General features: G+C 63.2%; 19 protein-coding genes and 1 tRNA gene. 13 read left to right on the forward strand and 7 right to left on the reverse strand.

The window, feature by feature from the left end; translation table 11 throughout:
- Window positions 1–177 precede the first annotated feature (177 nt).
- From carA to AAFX91_RS24695, 3 genes are all read left to right on the forward strand, one after another.
- Complete coding sequence (gene carA / locus AAFX91_RS24685) at window positions 178–1,368, forward strand: glutamine-hydrolyzing carbamoyl-phosphate synthase small subunit (RefSeq protein WP_130581948.1); 1,191 nt, start codon at window positions 178–180, stop codon at window positions 1,366–1,368.
- 56 nt (window positions 1,369–1,424) lie between these two features.
- Window positions 1,425–1,952 carry a cupin domain-containing protein gene (locus AAFX91_RS24690; RefSeq protein WP_130581947.1) on the forward strand — a complete coding sequence of 176 codons (528 nt, stop codon included), beginning with the start codon at window positions 1,425–1,427 and terminating at the stop codon, window positions 1,950–1,952.
- A gap of 154 nt (window positions 1,953–2,106) precedes the next feature.
- Window positions 2,107–3,000 carry an MBL fold metallo-hydrolase gene (locus tag AAFX91_RS24695; protein ID WP_130581946.1) on the forward strand — a complete coding sequence of 298 codons (894 nt, stop codon included), beginning with the start codon at window positions 2,107–2,109 and terminating at the stop codon, window positions 2,998–3,000.
- Window positions 3,001–3,064: 64 nt separating this feature from the next.
- Here the strand turns inward: AAFX91_RS24695 and AAFX91_RS24700 are convergent, their stop codons facing one another.
- Window positions 3,065–3,604 carry a Dps family protein gene (locus AAFX91_RS24700; protein ID WP_130581945.1) on the reverse strand — a complete coding sequence of 180 codons (540 nt, stop codon included), beginning with the start codon at window positions 3,602–3,604 and terminating at the stop codon, window positions 3,065–3,067.
- A gap of 125 nt (window positions 3,605–3,729) precedes the next feature.
- On the opposite strand from AAFX91_RS24700, the gene AAFX91_RS24705 reads away from it, so the two are divergent.
- From AAFX91_RS24705 to AAFX91_RS24725, 5 genes are all read left to right on the forward strand, one after another.
- Window positions 3,730–4,428: a class I SAM-dependent methyltransferase gene (locus tag AAFX91_RS24705; protein WP_394568274.1), complete on the forward strand. Its 699-nt coding sequence runs from the start codon at window positions 3,730–3,732 to the stop codon at window positions 4,426–4,428.
- Between the two features lie 73 nt (window positions 4,429–4,501).
- Window positions 4,502–4,578, forward strand: a tRNA-Ala gene (locus tag AAFX91_RS24710).
- A gap of 287 nt (window positions 4,579–4,865) precedes the next feature.
- Window positions 4,866–8,195, forward strand: coding sequence for a carbamoyl-phosphate synthase large subunit (carB, locus tag AAFX91_RS24715; protein WP_394568276.1), 3,330 nt, complete (start codon window positions 4,866–4,868; stop codon window positions 8,193–8,195).
- A 232-nt stretch (window positions 8,196–8,427) separates the two neighbouring features.
- Window positions 8,428–8,904 carry a transcription elongation factor GreA gene (gene greA, locus AAFX91_RS24720; protein WP_130581942.1) on the forward strand — a complete coding sequence of 159 codons (477 nt, stop codon included), beginning with the start codon at window positions 8,428–8,430 and terminating at the stop codon, window positions 8,902–8,904.
- A gap of 387 nt (window positions 8,905–9,291) precedes the next feature.
- Window positions 9,292–9,693, forward strand: coding sequence for a DoxX family protein (locus AAFX91_RS24725; protein ID WP_130581941.1), 402 nt, complete (start codon window positions 9,292–9,294; stop codon window positions 9,691–9,693).
- A 120-nt stretch (window positions 9,694–9,813) separates the two neighbouring features.
- Here the strand turns inward: AAFX91_RS24725 and AAFX91_RS24730 are convergent, their stop codons facing one another.
- The gene (locus AAFX91_RS24730) at window positions 9,814–10,293 is read right to left on the reverse strand and encodes an Lrp/AsnC family transcriptional regulator (protein WP_130581940.1); all 480 of its coding nucleotides are present in this window, start codon (window positions 10,291–10,293) and stop codon (window positions 9,814–9,816) included.
- Between the two features lie 268 nt (window positions 10,294–10,561).
- Here AAFX91_RS24730 and trxB point away from each other — a divergent pair, with 268 nt between their 5' ends.
- The 3 genes from trxB to AAFX91_RS24745 all read left to right on the forward strand — a co-directional run bounded on the left by trxB (window position 10,562) and on the right by AAFX91_RS24745 (window position 13,835).
- The gene (trxB, locus tag AAFX91_RS24735) at window positions 10,562–11,527 is read left to right on the forward strand and encodes a thioredoxin-disulfide reductase (protein WP_130581939.1); all 966 of its coding nucleotides are present in this window, start codon (window positions 10,562–10,564) and stop codon (window positions 11,525–11,527) included.
- A 2-nt stretch (window positions 11,528–11,529) separates the two neighbouring features.
- Complete coding sequence (locus tag AAFX91_RS24740; protein WP_028165397.1) at window positions 11,530–12,453, forward strand: LysR family transcriptional regulator; 924 nt, start codon at window positions 11,530–11,532, stop codon at window positions 12,451–12,453.
- Window positions 12,454–12,917: 464 nt separating this feature from the next.
- On the forward strand, window positions 12,918–13,835 hold the full coding sequence (locus tag AAFX91_RS24745) for a 4-hydroxy-tetrahydrodipicolinate synthase family protein (protein ID WP_394568279.1): 918 nt from the start codon (window positions 12,918–12,920) through the stop codon (window positions 13,833–13,835).
- 148 nt (window positions 13,836–13,983) lie between these two features.
- On the opposite strand, the gene AAFX91_RS24750 is transcribed toward AAFX91_RS24745, so the two are convergent.
- Window positions 13,984–16,377, reverse strand: a complete 2,394-nt coding sequence (locus AAFX91_RS24750; RefSeq protein WP_394568281.1) for a heavy metal translocating P-type ATPase — start codon at window positions 16,375–16,377, stop codon at window positions 13,984–13,986.
- A gap of 65 nt (window positions 16,378–16,442) precedes the next feature.
- On the opposite strand from AAFX91_RS24750, the gene AAFX91_RS24755 reads away from it, so the two are divergent.
- Complete coding sequence (locus tag AAFX91_RS24755; protein WP_282531978.1) at window positions 16,443–16,718, forward strand: metal-sensitive transcriptional regulator; 276 nt, start codon at window positions 16,443–16,445, stop codon at window positions 16,716–16,718.
- 287 nt (window positions 16,719–17,005) lie between these two features.
- Window positions 17,006–17,152 carry a hypothetical protein gene (locus AAFX91_RS24760; RefSeq protein WP_394568283.1) on the forward strand — a complete coding sequence of 49 codons (147 nt, stop codon included), beginning with the start codon at window positions 17,006–17,008 and terminating at the stop codon, window positions 17,150–17,152.
- A gap of 206 nt (window positions 17,153–17,358) precedes the next feature.
- Here AAFX91_RS24760 and AAFX91_RS24765 read toward each other — a convergent pair whose 3' ends face one another.
- The 4 genes from AAFX91_RS24765 to AAFX91_RS24780 all read right to left on the reverse strand — a co-directional run bounded on the left by AAFX91_RS24765 (window position 17,359) and on the right by AAFX91_RS24780 (window position 20,181).
- Window positions 17,359–18,039 carry a ParA family protein gene (locus AAFX91_RS24765; protein ID WP_028165401.1) on the reverse strand — a complete coding sequence of 227 codons (681 nt, stop codon included), beginning with the start codon at window positions 18,037–18,039 and terminating at the stop codon, window positions 17,359–17,361.
- Window positions 18,040–18,219: 180 nt separating this feature from the next.
- On the reverse strand, window positions 18,220–18,513 hold the full coding sequence (locus tag AAFX91_RS24770; protein ID WP_130582346.1) for a hypothetical protein: 294 nt from the start codon (window positions 18,511–18,513) through the stop codon (window positions 18,220–18,222).
- A 145-nt stretch (window positions 18,514–18,658) separates the two neighbouring features.
- Window positions 18,659–18,943, reverse strand: coding sequence for a hypothetical protein (locus AAFX91_RS24775; protein ID WP_394568285.1), 285 nt, complete (start codon window positions 18,941–18,943; stop codon window positions 18,659–18,661).
- 350 nt (window positions 18,944–19,293) lie between these two features.
- Window positions 19,294–20,181, reverse strand: coding sequence for a cation diffusion facilitator family transporter (locus AAFX91_RS24780; RefSeq protein ID WP_394568287.1), 888 nt, complete (start codon window positions 20,179–20,181; stop codon window positions 19,294–19,296).
- Window positions 20,182–20,439: the final 258 nt, after the last annotated feature.

A 20,439-nucleotide genomic window follows, 5' to 3' on the forward strand; every position in this document is an offset into this window, starting at 1 on the left:
CAAGGCTTCCTCCTAAAAGAAAGCCTTGAATCACGTTCAATCTGATTTGAGAATCCCAAGAGTCCACACGGCCTAGCTTAAAACCCCGGAGCCGCCAGTCAAATAGGCGCAAAACCCGTGTGAATGGACGTCCTTTCGCTTTGACGCGGCAGGATGTGGGAACTATGTAAAGGGCTCATGACCACATCCGAAAACGCTTCAGCCTGGCCGGACCACAAACCGACCGCGCTCCTCGTGCTCGCCGACGGCACCGTGCTGGAAGGCTTTGGCCTCGGCGCGGAAGGCCAGGCCGTCGGCGAAGTCTGCTTCAACACCGCCATGACCGGCTATGAGGAGATTTTGACCGATCCCTCTTATGCCGGGCAGATCATCACCTTCACCTTCCCGCATATCGGCAACGTCGGCACCAACGACGAAGACATCGAGACGGTGAACATGGCGGCAACGCCGGGCGCGCGCGGGGTCATCCTCCGCACCGCGATATCAGATCCTTCGAATTACCGCGCCACCCGCCATCTCGATCAATGGCTGAAGGCGCGCGGCATTATCGGCCTCTCGGGCATCGACACCCGCGCGCTCACTGCGCTGATCCGCGGCAAGGGCATGCCGAACGCCGTCATCGCGCATTCGAAAGAAGGCAGGTTCGACCTGCACGGCCTCAAGGAAGAAGCGCGGGAATGGCCCGGCCTCGAAGGCATGGACCTGGTGCCGATGGTGACCTCCGGCCAGCGCTTCACCTGGGACGAGACGCCCTGGGAATGGGACAAGGGCTACGGCCGGCAGACCAACCCTGAATTCAACGTGGTCGCGGTCGACTACGGCATCAAGCGCAACATCCTGCGCCTGCTCGCTGGCGTCGGCTGCAAGGTCACGGTGGTGCCGGCGACCACTTCAGCCGAAGACATTTTGGCGATGAACCCGGACGGCGTGTTCTTGAGCAACGGTCCGGGCGATCCCGCCGCGACCGGCAAATATGCCGTGCCCGTCATCCAGAGGGTGATCGAGTCGGGCACGCCGACCTTCGGCATCTGCCTGGGCCATCAGATGCTCGGGCTCGCGGTCGGCGCCAAGACCAGGAAGATGCATCAGGGCCATCACGGCGCCAACCATCCGGTGAAGGACGAGACCACCGGCAAGGTCGAGATCACCTCGATGAACCACGGCTTTGCGGTGGACCAGGCAACGCTGCCTGCGGGCGCAACGCAGACCCATATCTCACTGTTCGACGGCTCCAATTGCGGCATCCAGCTCGACGGCAAGCCGGTATTCTCCGTACAGTATCACCCGGAAGCCTCGCCCGGCCCGCGCGACTCGCATTATCTCTTCAAGCGCTTCGCCGACCTGATGCGCGACAAGAAGCGCGCGTAGGAACGTAGGCGGCCGAAACCGGGTTGTAGGGTGGGCAAAGCCAACGGGAGGCCGCCATGTCCGTCGTCAAGGCCGATGCAACGCCGCTCACGATCGTCTTCGAGGATGACGGCCTGGTGCCGAACAACCGGCTGCCGTTCCTGGTCTACAAGGCGACCGTCGACGTCGACAGCGACGACCCGGAGAAGACCATCGAAGGATTGTTCGGCGCCAATGGCTGGGGCGCGATGTGGCGCAACGGCGTCTTCGATTACCTGCACTATCATTCGACCGTGCACGAGGTGCTCGGCGTCTCACGAGGCAGCGCGCGCGTGCAATTCGGCGGCGAGCGCGGCAAAGTACTGCAGATATCCGCCGGCGACGTCGCGATCCTGCCCGCCGGCACCGGGCACCAATTGATTTCATCAAGCAATGATTTCTACGTGGTCGGCGCCTATCCGCCGGGACCGCCGATGGAGATCACGCGGCCGACGCCCGAAAATCACGCCAAGGCGCTGAAGATGATCCCGCGTGTGACGGTACCCAGGACCGATCCGGTGATGGGCGAAGATGGCCCGCTGGTCAGATTGTGGAAGCGGTCCTGACCCGGCAGACGCCCACACCACTGAGCAGGCGTCACGCCACATTCCCTTCAACGTGATCCGTGCGGCATCCCGGGCCCTTGGGTTCACCGGTTCACCATGCTTGGATATGATGGATAGTTGAGTCCATGCGATTGATTGGCTGGAGGAATGGCTCATGTCCGACATCCCGCACACCGTCGACCTCTCCGTGAAGCCCGAGGTCACCGCGTTCTTCGATCCGGCGACCAACACCGTCAGCTACGTGGTCAAGGACCCCGGCTCGAAGGCCTGCGCCGTGATCGATTCCGTGATGGACATCGATTACGCGGCCGGCCGCATCGCCTACCAATCCGCCGACAAGATCATCGATTTCATCACGCAAAACGGCCTCAAGCTGGAATGGCTGATCGAGACCCATGTTCATGCCGACCATTTGTCGGGCGCGCCCTATATCCAGGGCAGGCTCGGCGGCAAGATCGGCATCGGCGAGAAGATCACGGTCGTGCAGGAGACGTTCGGCAAGATCTTCAACGAAGGCACCGAATTCCAGCGCGACGGCAGCCAGTTCGACCGCCTGTTCAAGGACGGCGACACCTATCAGGTCGGAGCCATGAAGGCCTTCGCGCTCTATACGCCCGGCCATACGCCTGCCTGCATGACGCATGTGATCGGTGACGCGGCCTTCGTCGGCGACACCTTGTTCATGCCGGACGGCGGCTCGGCGCGCGCGGACTTCCCGGGCGGCAATGCCCGCGATCTCTACCGTTCGATCCAACGGATTCTGTCGCTGCCGAGCGAGACCCGCCTGTTCATGTGCCACGATTACGGCCCGAACGGCCGCGAGATCCGCTGGGAGACGACGGTCGCAGAGCAGCACGCCCACAACATCCACGTCCATGACGGGATCACCGAAGACGAGTTCGTGGCCACGCGCGAAGCGCGTGACCGGACGCTGCAGATGCCCAAGCTGATCATCCCGTCGCTGCAGATCAACATGAAGGCTGGCAAGCTTCCGGCGCCGGAAGCCGACGGCAAGCGATACCTGAAGGTGCCGCTCAACTTGTTATAACAAAACGGCAGCGGAGCCAGCCCCGCTGCCGTTCGCAATATTTGTCGTCCCTCGAGACCGTGCCTTACGCCGCGTTGCTGCCTTCCTGGCGGCTGGCCTCGAACAGGAACCAGGTGCGGCGCTCGGTCTCGTCGATGAAGGTCTCGAGGATGCTGGCGGTGGCGGCGTCGCCATGCTCGTCGGCGAGGTTGCGCGCCTTCCGCATCGCAGCCGCGATATGCTTGTTGTCTTCCATCAATTCGCGCAGCATCTCGCGCGGCGGCACGTAATCCTCGTTGTTGTCCTTGATGGTCTGCAATTTGCTGACCTGGCTGATCGACTTCAACGTGCTGCCGCCGATCTTGCGCACCCGCTCGGCGAGCTGATCGGTGGTGGCGAAGATCGCGTCCGACTGCTCGTCCAGCATCAGATGATAATCGTGGAAATGCCGGCCACTGACGTGCCAGTGGAAATTCTTGGTCTTCAGGTAGAGCGCGAAGGCATCCGCCAGCAGCGTATTGAGCGCCGCTGAAACCTTCTGGACGGCCTCGTTGGGCAGATCGGTCGGCGTATCGAGGTCGGGGGAAATTTTGTCGGATTTTGGATCAGGCTTGGCTTTGCTCACGTTGAACCTTCCTGTTAGGACACCGGACACCGGCGGCCCGAACTCCTGGTCGCCGGCCCCTCTAACGCATCATACAGATGCCGGTTCCTATGCCGGAACCCCAAGTTTTTGCCGGGCCCCCGCCGATGGACGAATGGATCGATTATTACGATTCCACGCATACGATTTATGTCAGCAAGCTGCATCGCGACCTGCATTTCCAGATCATTGCGCGGGATATCATTGCCTATATTTCCTCGCCCGACGCCGTCGTGCTCGACTATGCCTGCGGCGAAGCGCTGTCCGCAGGCCAGGTCGCGGATGCCTGCGCCACGCTCTATCTTGCGGAGCCCGCGCCCGGCGTACGCGGGCGGCTGATCGCGCGCTTTGCGCCCAACACCAAGATCCGGGTGCGCTCGCTGGAGGAGGTGCAGCAGATGGCCGAAGGCTCGGTCGATCTCGTCGTCATGAATTCGGTCGCGCAATATATGACGCCGGAAGAGCTGGATGCCGCATTCGCCGTCATTCGCCGCTTGCTCAAACCCTCCGGGCGCTTCGTGCTCGGCGATGTCCTGCGACCCGAAGTCGGCATGGGCAGGGACGTTCTCGCGCTCCTGGATTTCAGCGCCCGGCACGGCTTCCTCAGGGATGCCCTGCTCGGGCTGATCAGCACGGCGCTGTCGGACTATCGGCAATTGCGCACACGGATCGGCCTGGAGCGCTACGGCGAGGAGGAAATGCTGAAGAAGCTCGCGGCCGCCGGCTTCAAAGCCTCCCGCGCCCCCCGCAATATCGGCCACAATCCATGGCGGATGACGTTCGTCGCGCATGACGCCTACCCATGATCGTGCACGCAACCGTTAGGGTTAATCCGGGGTAAGCATGGCTAGCGCCTGCGAAATGGGCAATGATCGCCTCGGCCCGGTGGCGGAACGCGTCGACGCGGGAGCAGTGCATTGCTCTTTATCCTGGTTCAAATCCAGGCCGGGCCTCCAATCTTCTCGAAACATCCCGTAGCCCGCCTTGAGCGCCAGCCTAACCCGGGGCCGTTCGGGAACGCTGACGCAGGTGTCCCGGGTTGCGCGTTCCGCTCCACCCGGGCTACAGGCTGGCGACCCACGGCAAAATTGCCGGTTGACGGGGACTTTTTCGGGGTTTCACACGCCAAAAATCTGGTCTAAAGACCACCCGCGCGCGAGGGCACCCCTCACGCTGTGGCCATAGGGACGCGCGGTAGCGCGCCCTTATTTTTGTGCCGAAATTCCTGTTCCCGCGAGAGCTGATGCCCAAACGAACCGACATCTCCACCATCCTGATCATCGGCGCCGGTCCCATCGTGATCGGCCAGGCCTGCGAATTCGATTATTCCGGCACCCAGGCGGTGAAGACACTGAAGGAAGAGGGCTACCGCATCGTCCTGGTCAATTCCAATCCGGCGACGATCATGACCGATCCGGAGCTCGCGGACGCCACCTATATCGAGCCGATCACGCCCGAAATCGTTGCCAAGATCATCGAAAAGGAGCGCCATGTCGTTCCCGGCGGCTTTGCGCTGTTGCCGACCATGGGCGGCCAGACCGCACTGAACTGCGCGCTGTCATTGCGCAAACAGGGCACGCTGGAGAAATTCGACGTCGAGACGATCGGCGCCACGGCCGACGCCATCGACAAGGCCGAGGACCGCGGCCGCTTCCGCGAGGCGATGACCAAGATCGGGCTGGAGACGCCGCGGTCGACGCAGACCAAGACCCTGCCGGACGCGCTGCGCGCGCTCGACCATATCGGCCTGCCCGCCATCATCCGCCCGTCCTTCACCATGGGCGGCACCGGCGGCGGCATCGCCTACACCAAGGCGGAATTCATCGAGATCGTCGAGCGCGGCATCGACGCCTCCCCCACCGACGAAGTCCTGATCGAGGAAAGCGTCCTCGGCTGGAAGGAATTCGAGATGGAGGTGGTGCGCGACAGACACGACAACTGCATCATCATCTGCTCGATCGAGAACCTCGATCCGATGGGCGTGCACACCGGCGATTCCATCACGGTCGCGCCGGCGCTGACGCTGACGGACAAGGAATACCAGATCATGCGCGACGCCTCGCTCGCGGTGCTGCGCGAGATTGGGGTGGAGACCGGCGGCTCCAACGTGCAGTTCGGCATCAACCCCGCCGACGGCCGCATGGTCGTGATCGAGATGAACCCGCGCGTGTCGCGCTCTTCCGCGCTCGCCTCGAAGGCGACCGGCTTTCCGATCGCCAAGGTCGCTGCAAAACTCGCGGTCGGCTACACGCTGGACGAGATCGCCAACGACATCACCGGAGGCGCAACGCCGGCTTCGTTCGAGCCGACGATCGACTATGTCGTGACCAAGATCCCGCGCTTCGCGTTCGAGAAATTTCCGGGCGCCTCCCACACGCTGACCACCTCGATGAAATCGGTCGGCGAGGTCATGGCGATCGGCCGCACCTTCCAGGAGAGCCTGCAGAAGGCGCTGCGCGGACTGGAGACCGGACTGACCGGCCTCGATGAGATCGAGATCGAAGGTCTCGGACAGCACGACGACAAGAACGCGATCCGCGCCGCGCTCGGCACGCCGACGCCGAACCGCCTGCTGCAGGTGGCACAGGCGATGCGGCTGGGCTGGTCGGACGAAGAGATCTTCAATTCCTGCAAGATCGATCCCTGGTTCCTCACCGAGCTGCGCGGCATCGTCGAGATGGAAGCCAAGGTCCGCGCCCACGGCCTACCGCCGAATGGCTACGGCATGCGCATGCTGAAGGCGATGGGCTTTTCGGATGCGCGGCTCGCCGTGCTGGCCGAGACCACGGAAGCCGAGATCACCGCCAAGCGCCACGCGCTCGGCGTCCGCCCGGTGTTCAAGCGCATCGACACCTGCGCCGCCGAATTCGCCTCGCCCACGGCCTATATGTACTCGACCTATGAGGCGCCGTTCGCAGGTCTTGCGGCCGATGAGAGCGCGCCGTCGGACAAGAAGAAGGTCGTCATCCTCGGCGGCGGGCCGAACCGCATCGGCCAGGGCATCGAGTTCGACTATTGCTGCTGTCATGCCTGCTTCGCGCTCGACGATGCCGGTTACGAGACCATCATGGTCAACTGCAATCCGGAGACGGTGTCGACCGACTACGACACCGCCGACCGGCTCTATTTCGAGCCGCTCACGGCCGAGGACGTGCTCGAGATCATCGCGACCGAGCGCAAGAACGGCACGCTGCACGGCGTGATCGTGCAGTTCGGCGGCCAGACCCCGCTGAAGCTCGCGCGTGCGCTCGAGGCCGCGGAGGTGCCGATCCTCGGCACTTCGCCCGATGCGATCGATCTCGCCGAGGATCGCGACCGCTTCAAGCGCGTGCTCGACAAGCTCCGCCTGAAGCAGCCGAAGAACGGTATCGCCTATTCGGTCGAGCAGGCGCGCCTAGTGTCCGCCGACCTCGGCATGCCGCTCGTGGTGCGCCCGTCCTACGTGCTCGGCGGCCGCGCGATGCAGATCATCCGCGACGAGAACCAGCTCGCCGACTACCTGCTCGGGACGCTGCCCGAGCTGGTGCCGGGCGACGTCAAGGCGCGCTACCCGAACGACAAGACCGGGCAGATCAACACCGTGCTCGGCAAGAACCCGCTGCTGTTCGACCGCTATCTCTCCGATGCGACCGAGGTCGATGTCGACTGCCTCTGCGACGGCAAGGAAGTCTTCATCGTCGGCATCATGGAGCATATCGAGGAGGCCGGCATCCACTCCGGCGATTCCGCCTGTTCGCTGCCCCCGCATTCGCTCGATGCCAAGACGATCGAGGAGCTCGAGCGGCAGACCCGCGAGCTCGCGCTCGGCCTCGACGTGGTCGGGCTGATGAACGTGCAATATGCGATCAAGAACGGCGATATCTACGTGCTCGAGGTCAATCCGCGCGCCTCGCGCACGGTGCCCTTCGTTGCCAAGGTGATCGGCACGCCGGTCGCGAAGATCGCGGCGCGCATCATGGCCGGCGAGAAGCTCGCCGACTTCAATCTGAAGAAGAAGAAGCTCGAGCATGTCGGCGTGAAGGAATCGGTATTTCCCTTCGCACGCTTCCCCGGCGTCGACACCGTGCTCGGGCCGGAGATGCGCTCGACCGGCGAGGTCATGGGCATCGACCGCTCCTTCGAAGTCGCCTTCGCCAAGAGCCAGCTTGGCGGCGGCACGCGCGTACCGCGCAAGGGCACCGTGTTCGTTTCGGTGCGCGAGACCGACAAGGACCGCATCACCGACGCGGTCCGGCTGCTGCATGGGCTCGGCTTCAAGGTGATGGCAACGTCGGGCACCCAGCGCTTCCTCACCGACAGGGGCGTGCCGGCAGAGAAGGTGAACAAGGTGCTGGAGGGGCGGCCGCACATTGTCGACGCCATCACCAATGGCGACGTCCAGTTGGTGTTCAATACCACCGAGGGTCCACAGGCACTCGCCGACAGCCGTTCTCTGCGGCGCGCTGCCCTCTTGCATAAAGTGCCGTATTATACCACTCTTTCAGGCGCTGTGGCGGCCGCCCAGGGCATCCGCGCCTACCGGGACGGGGACCTTGAGGTCCGGACGCTGCAGAGTTACTTTTCCGAGAACTGACCGTCAGCCTCGGCCCAAGATCCGCTCCCAGGGCCCGCTAAACGGTTGGTAATGAAGCCGATACGGCTGGAACTCACCGCCCGTTTGGATGTTGTCTCGGCCCCTCAGGGGCCGCGAATCACTAAGCGGGCGGGCTGGCGTTTTGAGCCGTGATGGCCCGAGTCCAGCGCAATCGAAGCAACGCCTATCCGCGCGCCGCTGCGGTTCGCACCGATTTGAAGGATGAGAGATGATGGTGGAAAAGGTTCCGATGACCGCGACCGGATATGCGGCTCTCACGGACGAATTGAAGCACCGCCAGTCGGTGGATCGTCCGCGAATCATCGAGCACATCGCCGAGGCGCGATCACATGGGGACCTCTCGGAAAACGCGGAATATCACGCCGCGAAGGAAGAGCAGTCCCATAACGAAGGCCGTATCGCGGAGCTTGAGGACAAGCTCGCGCGCGCCGACGTCATCGACATCACCAAGCTCTCGGGCGACACCATCAAATTCGGCGCCACCGTTACGCTGATCGATGAGGATACCGAAAAGAAAGCGGTGTGGCAGATCGTCGGCGAGGTCGAGGCCGACGCCAAGAAAGGCCGCATCTCCATCACCTCGCCGCTTGCGCGCGCGCTGATCGGCAAGACCAAGGGTACGACCGTGGAAGTGATGGCGCCCGGCGGCGCCAAGGCCTACGAGATCACCAAGGTCGAGTGGCGCTAGATCTATTCCATTTCAAATGTGCAAGAGAGCCGCGTTTATCGACGCGGCTTTTTTGTTGCCGTAGCCCGGGTGGAGCCAACGGGTCGCGCGCGCCCCGTTGGCTCCGCCCGGGCTACGGGCTACAGACTACGGTTCACATCCCGTTAACAGGATTGTGAGTGGAACCGCTGTCGCATTTCCCTCGTCTGCGACACGTACACTTGATTATGCTTCATAACTATCGCGAGGGGACATTCCGGCAACGGCGCCAGTTTTTTGGTTCGACACAAGGAACTGCGCGCGCAGTTCTGCGTATCGAGCTGACCGGCTGTGGGCAGCGGCACTCCATCGCGAGACGACCATCGGCCGCGGACAATGCCCGCGGTCATCCACCAGAGGGGGTAGAACATGGACCAGATTTTCTCGAAATGGCAGCCGCTCGCGCTCAGCCTGTTTCGCTTCGTCACCGGGCTATTGCTGTTTCAGTACGGCGTCGCCAAGATCTTCAAATATCCGGCGATCCCCTATTTCGCCGACATCCCGCCGCTGATCATGGTCGCCGGCCTCCTCGAGCTCGTGCTCGGCGCGCTACTGATGATCGGCCTGTTCACGCGGGTGTCCGCGTTCATCCTGTCGGGCGAGATGGCCTTCGCCTACTTCCTCGGGCACATGTTCAAGAACCCGGCCGCGCCGGTGTTTCTCCCGCTGCTCAACAATGGCACCGCAGCGATCCTGTTCTGCTTCGCCTGCCTCTATCTCGCAACCTCCGGCGGCGGCCCCATCAGCATCGACGCCGCAAGGAAGAAGTAGCCTCATTTTCGTAGCCCGGGTGGAGCGGCAGCGTAACCCGGGGGCCGCTCGTAAACACTGACGCAGGTGTCCCGGGTTGCGCGTTCCGCTCCACCCGGGCTACCGATCGCCATCGCCGCCTCACCCCGCCGCTTTCACATCCAGCGGCACGGCGGCCTCATATTTCGAATTATGCAGCACCAGCGATGTCCTGACATTGCGCACGTGAGGCGCAGCGGTGAGGTGGGTGACGAAGTTCTGGAACGTCGCCATGTCAGGGGCGACGCATTTCAGGATGAAATCCACCTCGCCCGACAGCATCCAGCATTCCCGCACCAAGGGTTCCTTGCGCACGAAATCCTCGAACGCGCGCAGATCCGCATCCGCCTGGCTCGACAGGTGCACCGCGGCAAACACCGTCACATCGAAGCCGAGCCGCTGGGGATCGAGCAATCCGCGATAGCCCAGGATATAGCCCGCTTCCTCCAGCGCCCTGACGCGGCGCAGGCAAGGCGGCGGCGAAATGCCGACGCGCTTGGCCAATTCCACATTTGTGATTCGGCCATCGGCCTGGATTTCGGCAAGAATTTTGAGATCAATCTCGTCAAGGTTCTTAGACACGCGGGTCTGGTTCCCAAGAGCTTGGAGGATTTGGTGGTTCTGACGGCAACTCTCATAGCCCAGTCGGCTCGACAGCCGCAATTTTATTGCGCGTGCAGTGCAGGATTTGATGCGGTTCCGGGGAAAAATCGCTGATATGGATTGCAATTCTTGCATAGCTACCCAGATATAATAGAGTTGGGTTTGACTTTGGCGGCGCCGCCGCGATGCCTTTCCAGGCGCTTTCCGCACAAGTCCTGACAAAATCGCCCTGAGAAGGGATTCGCCTATGCCTGCTCCTATCCATGCCAAGGTCGTCATCATCGGGTCCGGTCCGGCCGGCTACACCGCGGCGATCTACGCGGCGCGGGCGATGCTGGAGCCGGTGCTCATCCAGGGCATCCAGCCGGGCGGGCAGCTCACCATCACCACCGATGTCGAGAACTATCCGGGCTTCGCCGACGTGATCCAGGGCCCATGGCTCATGGAACAGATGGAGAAGCAGGCCGCGCATGTCGGCACCAAGATCGTCACCGATCTCGTCAACAAGCTTGACCTATCGCAGCGGCCGTTCCGCCTGACCTGCGACTCTGGCGATGTCTATCTCGCCGAGACCGTCGTGCTCGCCACCGGCGCGCAGGCCCGCTGGCTCGGGCTGCCGTCGGAAGAGACGTACAAGGGCTTCGGCGTTTCGGCCTGTGCAACCTGCGATGGCTTCTTCTATCGCGGCAAGAAGGTCGTCGTGGTCGGCGGCGGCAACACCGCGGTCGAGGAAGCGCTGTTCCTCACCAACTTCGCCTCGCAGGTCACCATCGTGCATCGCCGCGATCATTTCCGCGCCGAGCGCATCCTGCAGGATCGCCTGTTCAAGCATCCGAAGATCAAGGTGGTCTGGGACAGCGCCATTGACGAGATCCGCGGCGCCGAGAACCCGACCAAGGTCACCCATGTACGCTTGAAGAACGTCAAGACCGGCGCACTGACCGAAGTGCCGGCCGACGGCGTCTTCATCGCCATCGGTCATGCGCCTGCGACAGATCTCGTCAAAGGCCAGATCAAACTCAAACCCTCCGGCTATGTCGAGGTGGCGCCCAATTCGACTGCGACCTCCGTGCCCGGGCTGTTTGCCGCCGGCGACGTGGCGGACGAAACCTATCGCCAGGCGGTGACGGCCGCCGGCCTCGGCTGCATGGCAGCGCTCGAGGCCGAACGCTTCCTGGCTTTGCGCGCGAGCGATCGCGCGGCGGCGGAATGATCATGGCTAGAACACGCGATGGATTTACGGACATGGACTGGGACAAGCTGAAGGTGTTTCACGCAGCGGCGGAAGCGGGAAGCTTCACGCATGCCGGCGAGCAGCTTGGCCTCTCGCAGTCGGCGGTCTCCAGGCAAGTCAGCGCGCTGGAGCAGGAGCTTTCGGTCTCGCTGTTTCACCGCCACGCTCGCGGCCTGATCCTCACCGAGCAGGGCGATCTGCTGTTCCGCACCGCCCATGACGTCTTCATGCAGTTGCAGGCGGCACGGGCAAAGCTCACCGACAGCCGGGAGCGGCCGAGCGGCGACCTCAAGATCACGACGCCGCCGGCGCTCGGCATCAACTGGCTGATTCCGCGGCTCGACGAATTCACCCAGCTCTATCCGGACATCCGGATCTCGCTGATCGTCACCGACGAGGATCTCGATCTCTCGATGCGCGAAGCCGATGTCGCGATCCGCACCCGCAAGCCGACGCAGCCGGACCTGATCCAGCGCAAGCTGTTCTCGATCGGCTTCCACGCCTATTGCTCGCCGGAATACATCAAGCGCTTCGGCACGCCGCGCACGCTCGACGACCTCGACTCGCACCGCATCATCATGCTCGGCGATTCCCAGGTCCCGACGCATCTGCAGAACCGCGCCTGGCTGATCGATGCCGGCCGCAATGGCTCGGGTCCGCGCGAGCCCTACTTCAAGGTCAATAACATCCTGGGGTTGGTGCGCGCCTGTCAGCAGGGCCTCGGCATCGCTGCGCTGCCGGATTACCTGGTCGAGGAAGACAGCCGCCTGGTGCAGTTGTTCGGCGAGTCCGACTCGATCCAGCTCGACACCTACTTCGTCTATCCTGAAGAGCTGAAGACGGTGGCGCGCGTGCAGGTCTTCCGCGACTTCGTGGTCAGCAAGGCGCAGCGCTGGCCCTCGTAATCGGCTGTTTTCATAGAGGCCCCGGACTCCGCATGTCTGACATGCGGCTCGGACGGTTGCTGCATGGCACTGATGGGGATCATACTGCTCATGCGCTGAGCGGTCGCGCTACGCTTATGTCCCCCTCCTCCAGTGGTGCGGAAGCTCAGTAATCCCTCTTGGAAGGTGATTGTGTCGGCCTCACGTGGCCAATACCTTAAGCCGGGCTCGATCGAGCCCGGCTTCTTTTCGCCCTCTGCCCTCAACCGTGCATTGACAACCTCCGGCTGTCCCAGCAGTATCGCGACATGATCACGAATTCGTGCGCAGCTCTGTCGTCGAAAAAAGCTCCCCATGCGGGGAGCCGAGATCGACGCGCGCGATAGAGTTAAATCGACCGAACCGATCCCGAAGACCCCGCCGCCTGGACGGGGTTTTTTATTGGTCCCGTCTCCGGCGTTTCACGCACCCCAAGGAGAAGGACCATGACTGATCTATCCGACCCATTGCAGGGCCTGTGGCTGCCCCTGATCACGCCATTTCGCGACGGCAAGCTCGACGAGCCGTCGCTGCGCCGTCTGGTACGGCACTACGCGAGCGGCCCGGTCGACGGGTTGATCCTGGGCGCCACGTCAGGCGAAGGCATGTCACTCGACATCAGCGAGTTCGAACGGCTCGTGGCGCTGGTACGGGCGGAGATCAACGATATCAGGCGCTATTTGCCGATCTGTCTCGGCCTCTCCGGCGCCAGCACCGCCAAGATCAAGGATGTGCTGGACGAGACGGCGGCCTGGCCGATCGACTTCTACCTGATCGCGAGCCCCTACTACGTCAGGCCGTCGCAGCGCGGCCTGCTGCAGCATTTCACCGCGTTGGCCGACCACGCTTCGTGGCCGCTGTTGATCTACAACATCCCCTACCGGACCGCAGTCAACATCACCAACGAGACGCTGCTCGCGCTCGCCGAACATCCGAACATCGTCGGCATGAAGGATTGCTGCGCCGACCGCGCGCAATCGATCGACTTCCTGAAGCGGCGTCCTGCCGGCTTCCGCGTGCTCACGGGCGAGGACGCGCAATATTTCGACGCGCTCAGCGACGGCGCCGACGGCGCGATCCTGTTGTCCGCACATGTCGAGACGGACGCGTTCGCCTCGGTGCGATCGCTGCTGAAGCAGGGCAAGCGCGATGCCGCATTAGCAGCCTGGCAAGGCATTTCCGAGCTGACACGCCTGTTGTTCGTCGAACCGAGCCCGGCACCGACCAAGCATTGGCTGTGGCGCACGGGATTGATCGACAGCGCGGAAGTGCGGCTGCCGATGGTGGAGGTAAGCGCGGAGCTTGCAGCGCGCCTGGATCGCGAGATCGAACAGCGGGCAGCGGCTTCGCTCGCAAGCGCGTAGCCCTCTTCTCCTTCCCCCTGAAAGGGGGAAGGTCGGGATGGGGGTCAAGCCGCGGGCGCAGGTGCAAGTGGGGAGAGATGATCCCCACCCGGCTTGCGCTGACGCGCAAACCGACCTCCCCTTTTCAAGGGGAGGTGTAGGCGCGCCATCAATCCAGCTTCGCCCTTGCGAGCCTCAGTGCGTTGCCGATGACGCTGACGGAGGACAGCGCCATCGCGGCGGCGCCGATCATCGGCGACAGCAGGATGCCGAACACCGGATAGAGCACGCCGGCCGCGATCGGCACGCCGGCGGCGTTGTAGATGAACGCGAACATCAGGTTCTGGCGGATGTTGCGCATGGTCGCGACCGACAGCCGCCGCGCCCGCACCAGTCCGCGGAGATCGCCGGTGAGCAGCGTCACGCCGGCGCTCTCGATCGCGACGTCGGTGCCGCCGCCCATGGCGATGCCGACATCGGCGGCGGCCAGCGCCGGCGCGTCATTGACGCCGTCGCCGACCATCGCGACGTTGCGGCCCTCGCCGCGCAGCCGCTGCACCACCTCGCTCTTGCGCTCCGGCAACACGCCCGCCTCGACCTCGTCGATGCCGAGCCGTTTCGCCACCGCGCGCGCGGTGGTCGCATTGTCGCCGGTCAGCATCACGACGCGCAGGCCGTCGCCGCGCAACGCCGCCAGTGCGTCCCTGGCGGACGGCTTGATCGGATCGGCGATCGCGATCACACCGGCCGCACGCCCATCGACCGCGACATAGATCGCAGTCGCGCCGTCCTGCCGCGCGGTCTCCGCCGCCGCGTCTAACGCGCTGGTTGCGATCTTCAATTCGCCCATCAGCATGGCATTGCCGAGCGCGACCTGCTTGCCTTCGATCGTGCCGCTCGCGCCCTTGCCGGACGGCGAGGTGAAGCCGCTGACCTCGGCGAGCACAAGCTGGCGCTCCTTGGCGGCATTCAGGATCGCCAGCGCCAGCGGATGCTCGCTGCCGCGCTCGACGCTTGCCGCAAGGCGCAGCAGTTCGGTCTCGTCGAACTCCTTCGAGGCGATCACACCGACCACTTTCGGCTTGCCCTCGGTGAGCGTGCCGGTCTTGTCGAGCACCAGCGTGTCGATGCTCTCCATCCGCTCCAGCGCCTGCGCGTCGCGGATCAGGATGCCCGAATGCGCCCCGCGCCCGACGCCGACCATGATCGACATCGGCGTGGCGAGCCCGAGCGCGCAGGGGCAGGCGATGATCAGAACAGTGACGGCCGCGACCAGGCCGAAGGTGAAGCGCGGCTCGGGCACGAACACCGCCCAGGCGGCGAAGGCCAGCACCGCGACCGCGATCACTGCGGGCACGAACCAGCCGGCGACGCGATCGGCGAGCCGCTGGATCGGCGCGCGCGACCGCTGCGCCTTCGCGACCATGTCGACGATCCGCGCCAGCATGGTGGCGCGGCCGATCTTCTCGGCGCGCATGACGAAGCCGCCGCTCTGGTTCACGGTGCCGCCGATCACGCGGTCGCCCTCGTTCTTGGAGACCGGCATCGATTCCCCAGTGACCATGGATTCGTCGAGCACGGCGCGGCCTTCGATGACGATACCGTCGACCGGCACCTTCTCGCCCGGACGCACGCGCAGGCGATCGTCGACCGCGATCGCCTCGATCGCGACGTCCTCGTCGCCATGCTCGGTGATGCGCCGCGCCGTCTTCGGCGCCAGCCCGAGCAGCGCGCGGATCGCGCCCGAAGTCTGCGCGCGCGCCCGCAACTCGAGCACCTGTCCGAGCAGCACCAATACCGTGATCACGGCAGCCGCTTCGAAATAGACCGCGACCTGGCCGTGCATGTCGCGGAAGGCCGGCGGGAACAGATGCGGCGCCAGCGTGCCGACCACGCTGTAGACATAGGCGACGCCGACGCCCATCGCGATCAGCGTGAACATGTTAAGATTGCGCGTCACGACCGACTGCCAGCCGCGCACGAAAAACGGCGCGCCGGCCCACAGCACCACCGGCGTCGCCAGCGCGAACGAGATCCAGTTCGCCCATCCCATCGGCACCAGTTCGATGCCGAAGGCGTGGCCAGCCATTTCGATCGCGAACACCGGCAGCGTCAGCACCAGCGCGATCCAGAACCGGCGCGTCATGTCGACGAGCTCCGGATCGGGCTTGTCGTCGAGCGTCACCTCTTCCGGTTCGAGCGCCATGCCGCAGATCGGGCAGGAGCCCGGTCCAACCTGCCTCACTTCCGGATGCATCGGGCAGGTGTAGATCGTGCCGGCCGGGAGCGCCGGCTCGCTCTCGCGGGGCTTCAGGAATTTCTCCGGCTCGGTCGCAAACCGTTCGCGGCAGCGCGCGCTGCAGAAGACATAATCCTCGCCCTTGTGGCTGAAGCGATGCTTGGCGGTGGCCGGATCGACCTTCATGCCGCAGACGGGATCGGTCGCGAGCGCGCCGTTGTCTGCTGCGGCGCCATGCTTGCCGCCGCAGCAGCTAGCCACTGGGGCGCCGTGATGATGATGCGCGTGTCCCTCATGCGCGTGACCGTGACCTGCCTCTGCCATGGCGAACTCTTCCCGGCCGAACTCCGGCCCTTGAACTTGATACCCTATGGGGGTATATGAACCCTATGCGTGACGAGATCAAGAGTTCCTGCCTGAAACGGCTGAAACGAATCGAAGGCCAGATCCGCGGCCTCGCCAAGATGGTCGAGGACGACCGCTATTGCATTGACGTGGTGACCCAGATCGGCGCCGCACGCGCCGCGCTGCGGCGGGTCGAGGAGGAAGTCCTGCGCGACCACGTCGCCCATTGCGTCGAGCACGCGATCTCCTCCGGCGACAAGGCCGACCAGCGCCGCAAGATCGCCGAGTTGATGGATGTGATCGGCCGCGCTGATCGGTGATGCTCTCGCTTCCCCTCGAACAGCATGAATCGCGGCAGACCCCATCCCAGCCTTCCCCCTTTTAGGGGGAAGGAGCGCAGCGGGTCAGCGGCTGCGTGGTCACCCCTTGAAAAGGGGAGGTCGGTTTGCGCGTCAGCACAAACCGGGTGGGGATCAGTTCTCTCCACACGCGCAAAAAGAGGCCGCCGCGCGGTGGTTAATCCGCGGTAGCACCTGTGGTCAAATGCAAGCGAAACTGCGAGCGGAACCTTAAAAGGCTTCAGCTATCCATCGCCCCGCCAAAGAATATGGGGCGCATCGTGCACAAAGAATTTGATCCAGTTTTAGACCATCAAGGATTTACGACCGGCGACATCCTCTGGGCGCTCGGCATCTGGTCGGTGATCCTTACTTTATCACCAGTCATCATCTTCTACATGCTGATGGTGGCGTAAACGCCACCACGCACTCCGTCATTCCGGGGCATCGCGTAGCGATGAGCCCGGAATCCATTTCGCCGCGAAATCTGCGGATAAATGGATTCCGGGTTCACGCTTCGCGTGCCCCGGAATGACGACGAAGGCTGATCACGAACAACCAACCACCAACAAAAACGCGCGGGGGGCCGCGCGCTTTTGTCAGTCTGGAAGGCCTGTCGTGATCAGGCCGCCTGCTTGTGCATCGCGCCGCTTGCCGATGCCGCGCCGCGGATCGCCTTGATCGAACGTTCGATCGCGGCCCACAGCCGGCCGATCTCGGCGGCCGCGCGCCCCTCGGCATCATATTCGCGGGCGCCTTCACCATGGCTCAGCGCCATCAACAGATCGGCGCGATTGGTGATCTGTCCGCTCCAAACCGGTGCACGGAATTTCGCCAGCGACTCGCGCGCGATCGTGACGATCGGGCTCTCCGCGCCATCGCGCTGAGCCGGCGCGCCGTTGATCACGACCGCATAGGGCTTGCGCGTTGAACGGCAGGTCTGGATCGTTTCCTGCACCGCATTGACGTCGAACACGCCAGGCCGCGCCGGAATGATCACCATGGTCGCATTCTTGATGGCATCGTCGACGACGGCCGACAGGTTCGGCGGCGTGTCGATGAACACCCACTCGATCCCGTCGCGCTTGGCCGCAGCCACGATGCCGCTCACGGAATTGACGGCGGCCTTGATCGGCGGTTCGTTGGTGCCGCGCAGCTTGTGCCACAGCGTCAGCGAGCCCTGCGGATCCGCGTCGATCAGCAGACAAGGCTTGGTCGATTTGTGTACATGGGCAGCCAGGTGAGCAGCCAGGGTGCTTTTGCCCGAGCCCCCCTTACGCGAAGCAAAAACAATCACGTTCATTACGTTGGCCTCCAGATTGACCCCAGGCCACGAAAATGAATCAGCGTGGTGATTCGCGAAAGCAGAAATTTGCGGACAATGCGGCGTGAGCTGCAATTTGCCGGAAAATGTTGTTGTTTGAGTCACACCTTGCGGTGCACACAACCAGAAATAGAAGCGAATGCGCGTTTTTTCAGCGAATCACGGCACGTTTTTTGCGCGCTGGCGCTCGGTCCACTTGCGCTCAACCCATCCGAGAGTCCGCGCGGTCGGCTTTTGTAACACTGGCACGTCTTGCGCGAACAAAAGGAGTCCAAGCGGCAGCATCCAGAGCCCGAGCACCGGCAGGAAGCTGAAGACGCCGCCGAGCATCAGCAGAACGGCAAGCGGCATCCGCGCATAGCGCGACGACGGCTTGCGCAGCCACCCGACAAACCTTGCGGGCCGCGGCGGCAGCTTGCCTTCGAACCAGGCAAAGTGCCGGTCTATTTCCATCCTGTAACGTTCGCTCACCGGATTCTCCTCTGGCGAGAAGATGTTGACGAGCGAAAACGCCGCAAGGCGTCAGTCTGTCGCGCGTGCAGGACTTGAACCAGTGCTCGTCCGACTCGCGTTGCTTCGCGGTTCGCGATGTCGCACCTTAATCCGCGGACCTTGCGCGACGCCTGCGCTCCCGTCGTTCCTCCGAGTCGGAACTGAAGAACACGCGGCACGGCGGCGAGAGCTGCGCCTTGTTGCGGGCCATGCAGGCGGTGATCATGTCGACGTCCGGAATGAACGCGCTGCAGAGTCGCATCGCATCGGGCGAGCAAGCCTGCTGCTGCTCGGGCGTATAAGCGGCGCCGGGTCGCGGCAACATCGCGACGATCACCGTCGCGGTCAACAGCAAACCGAACCTGTAATAAGTGGAGCCGACAATCGTCATTGTTCCCCTCGTCATCGATCTGCGGAAATAGTCGATGAAGGCTATTGGATTGGCAAGCCAAGGTGACGGGAACATCACAGCCGAAGCGCGGCACGGCGTCAGCAGCAAGATGGCCAGAACAAGGAAGGATGATGGCTTGATGGAGTGATACAGGTGCCGGGATTGTAGCGGATGGACTTAGCTGCTGATAACGCTGAAGAAATTCTCCCCCGCGATCCGGCGTTTGCATCGGGCTCGGGTGTTGCGCAAAAGCTTCATCGCATGGCGAGTTTATGCAGACTCGTTCACTTGCTTAGGGATCATCTCACGTCCCGACTTCGATGAGGACACGCTCAGGCGACAAGCCGATGTCAGACGACGACGATGCCAGAGTGTTTGGCCTTCTCTTCCGGTTCCACATGAATGGTGATCCGCCTGTCCTCATCCTCAGCCCGCAATGCCGCTTCGAGACGGTCGCATATCTGGTGCGCCTCCGACACCGTCATCCGCCCGGGAACGACGAGGTGGAACTCAATGAACGTGACACGCCCCGCGTGGCGCGTGCGAACATCGTGAGCTTCCAGCGCGCCGGCCGCATGGTCGGCAATCGTCCGTCGAATCGCGTTCAACGTTGCCTCGGGCACCGCTTCATCCAGCAGGCCTCCGGCGGACTCCTTGAGGACGCCCCAGCCGGACCACAGGATTGTCGCAGCGACGATCAGGGCAAGTGCAGGATCGAGAAACTCCCATTTCATGACGAACGCGAGCGCAAGTCCGACCAGTATGCCGACGGATGAGATGACATCGGTCAGGAGATGTCGGCCGTCCGCAACGAGCGCCGGCGAGCGCATGCGCCGTCCCTGGACGATCAACACCCAGGCCCAGGTGGCGTTGACGATGCTGGCGAGCCCGTTCACGAGCAGCCCCTCCGGCACAACAGCCAGTTTTCTCGGGTGCAGGAAGCCGTCATACGCCTCGCGCACGATCAGGAGTGCAGCGATGATGATCATCACGCCTTCCAACACCGCACTGAAGTATTCGATCTTGTGATGCCCGAACGGATGATTGGCGTCGGCGGGCTTTGCCGAGATGCGGACCGCCCATAGTGCAACAACGGCCGTTACAACGTTGACGATGCTTTCGAGCGCGTCGGAGTAGAGCGCAATGGACCCGGTCAGCCAATACGCCAGGTATTTCAAACCGAGCACCAAAACGCTGACGAGAATGCTTCCTATCGCAACGTTCAGTGGCTTGTTCATCGCTCGGATCGTGTTGAGTGGTGGGCCACGTGCTGTACCGAGGCGACGGCAGGCTTGCAACTTCAATCGCGGCTCTCAGACGCGAATGAATTTCAGTTGCGCCCGACACACGCGGAGTGCTGCGCCACCATCAGGACAAGTATGATCGGCGCTACAGGAAGCGGGAGTCGACCTCTCCTGGGCCTAGCATTACAGTTGTAATTGACTGAGGATTCTGAATCCATGGGCAACCATGATTCGAAGATCGTGGACGCAGGC

This window comes from Bradyrhizobium sp. 31Argb (assembly GCF_043638955.1).
Classification (GTDB): Bacteria; Pseudomonadota; Alphaproteobacteria; order Rhizobiales; family Xanthobacteraceae; genus Bradyrhizobium.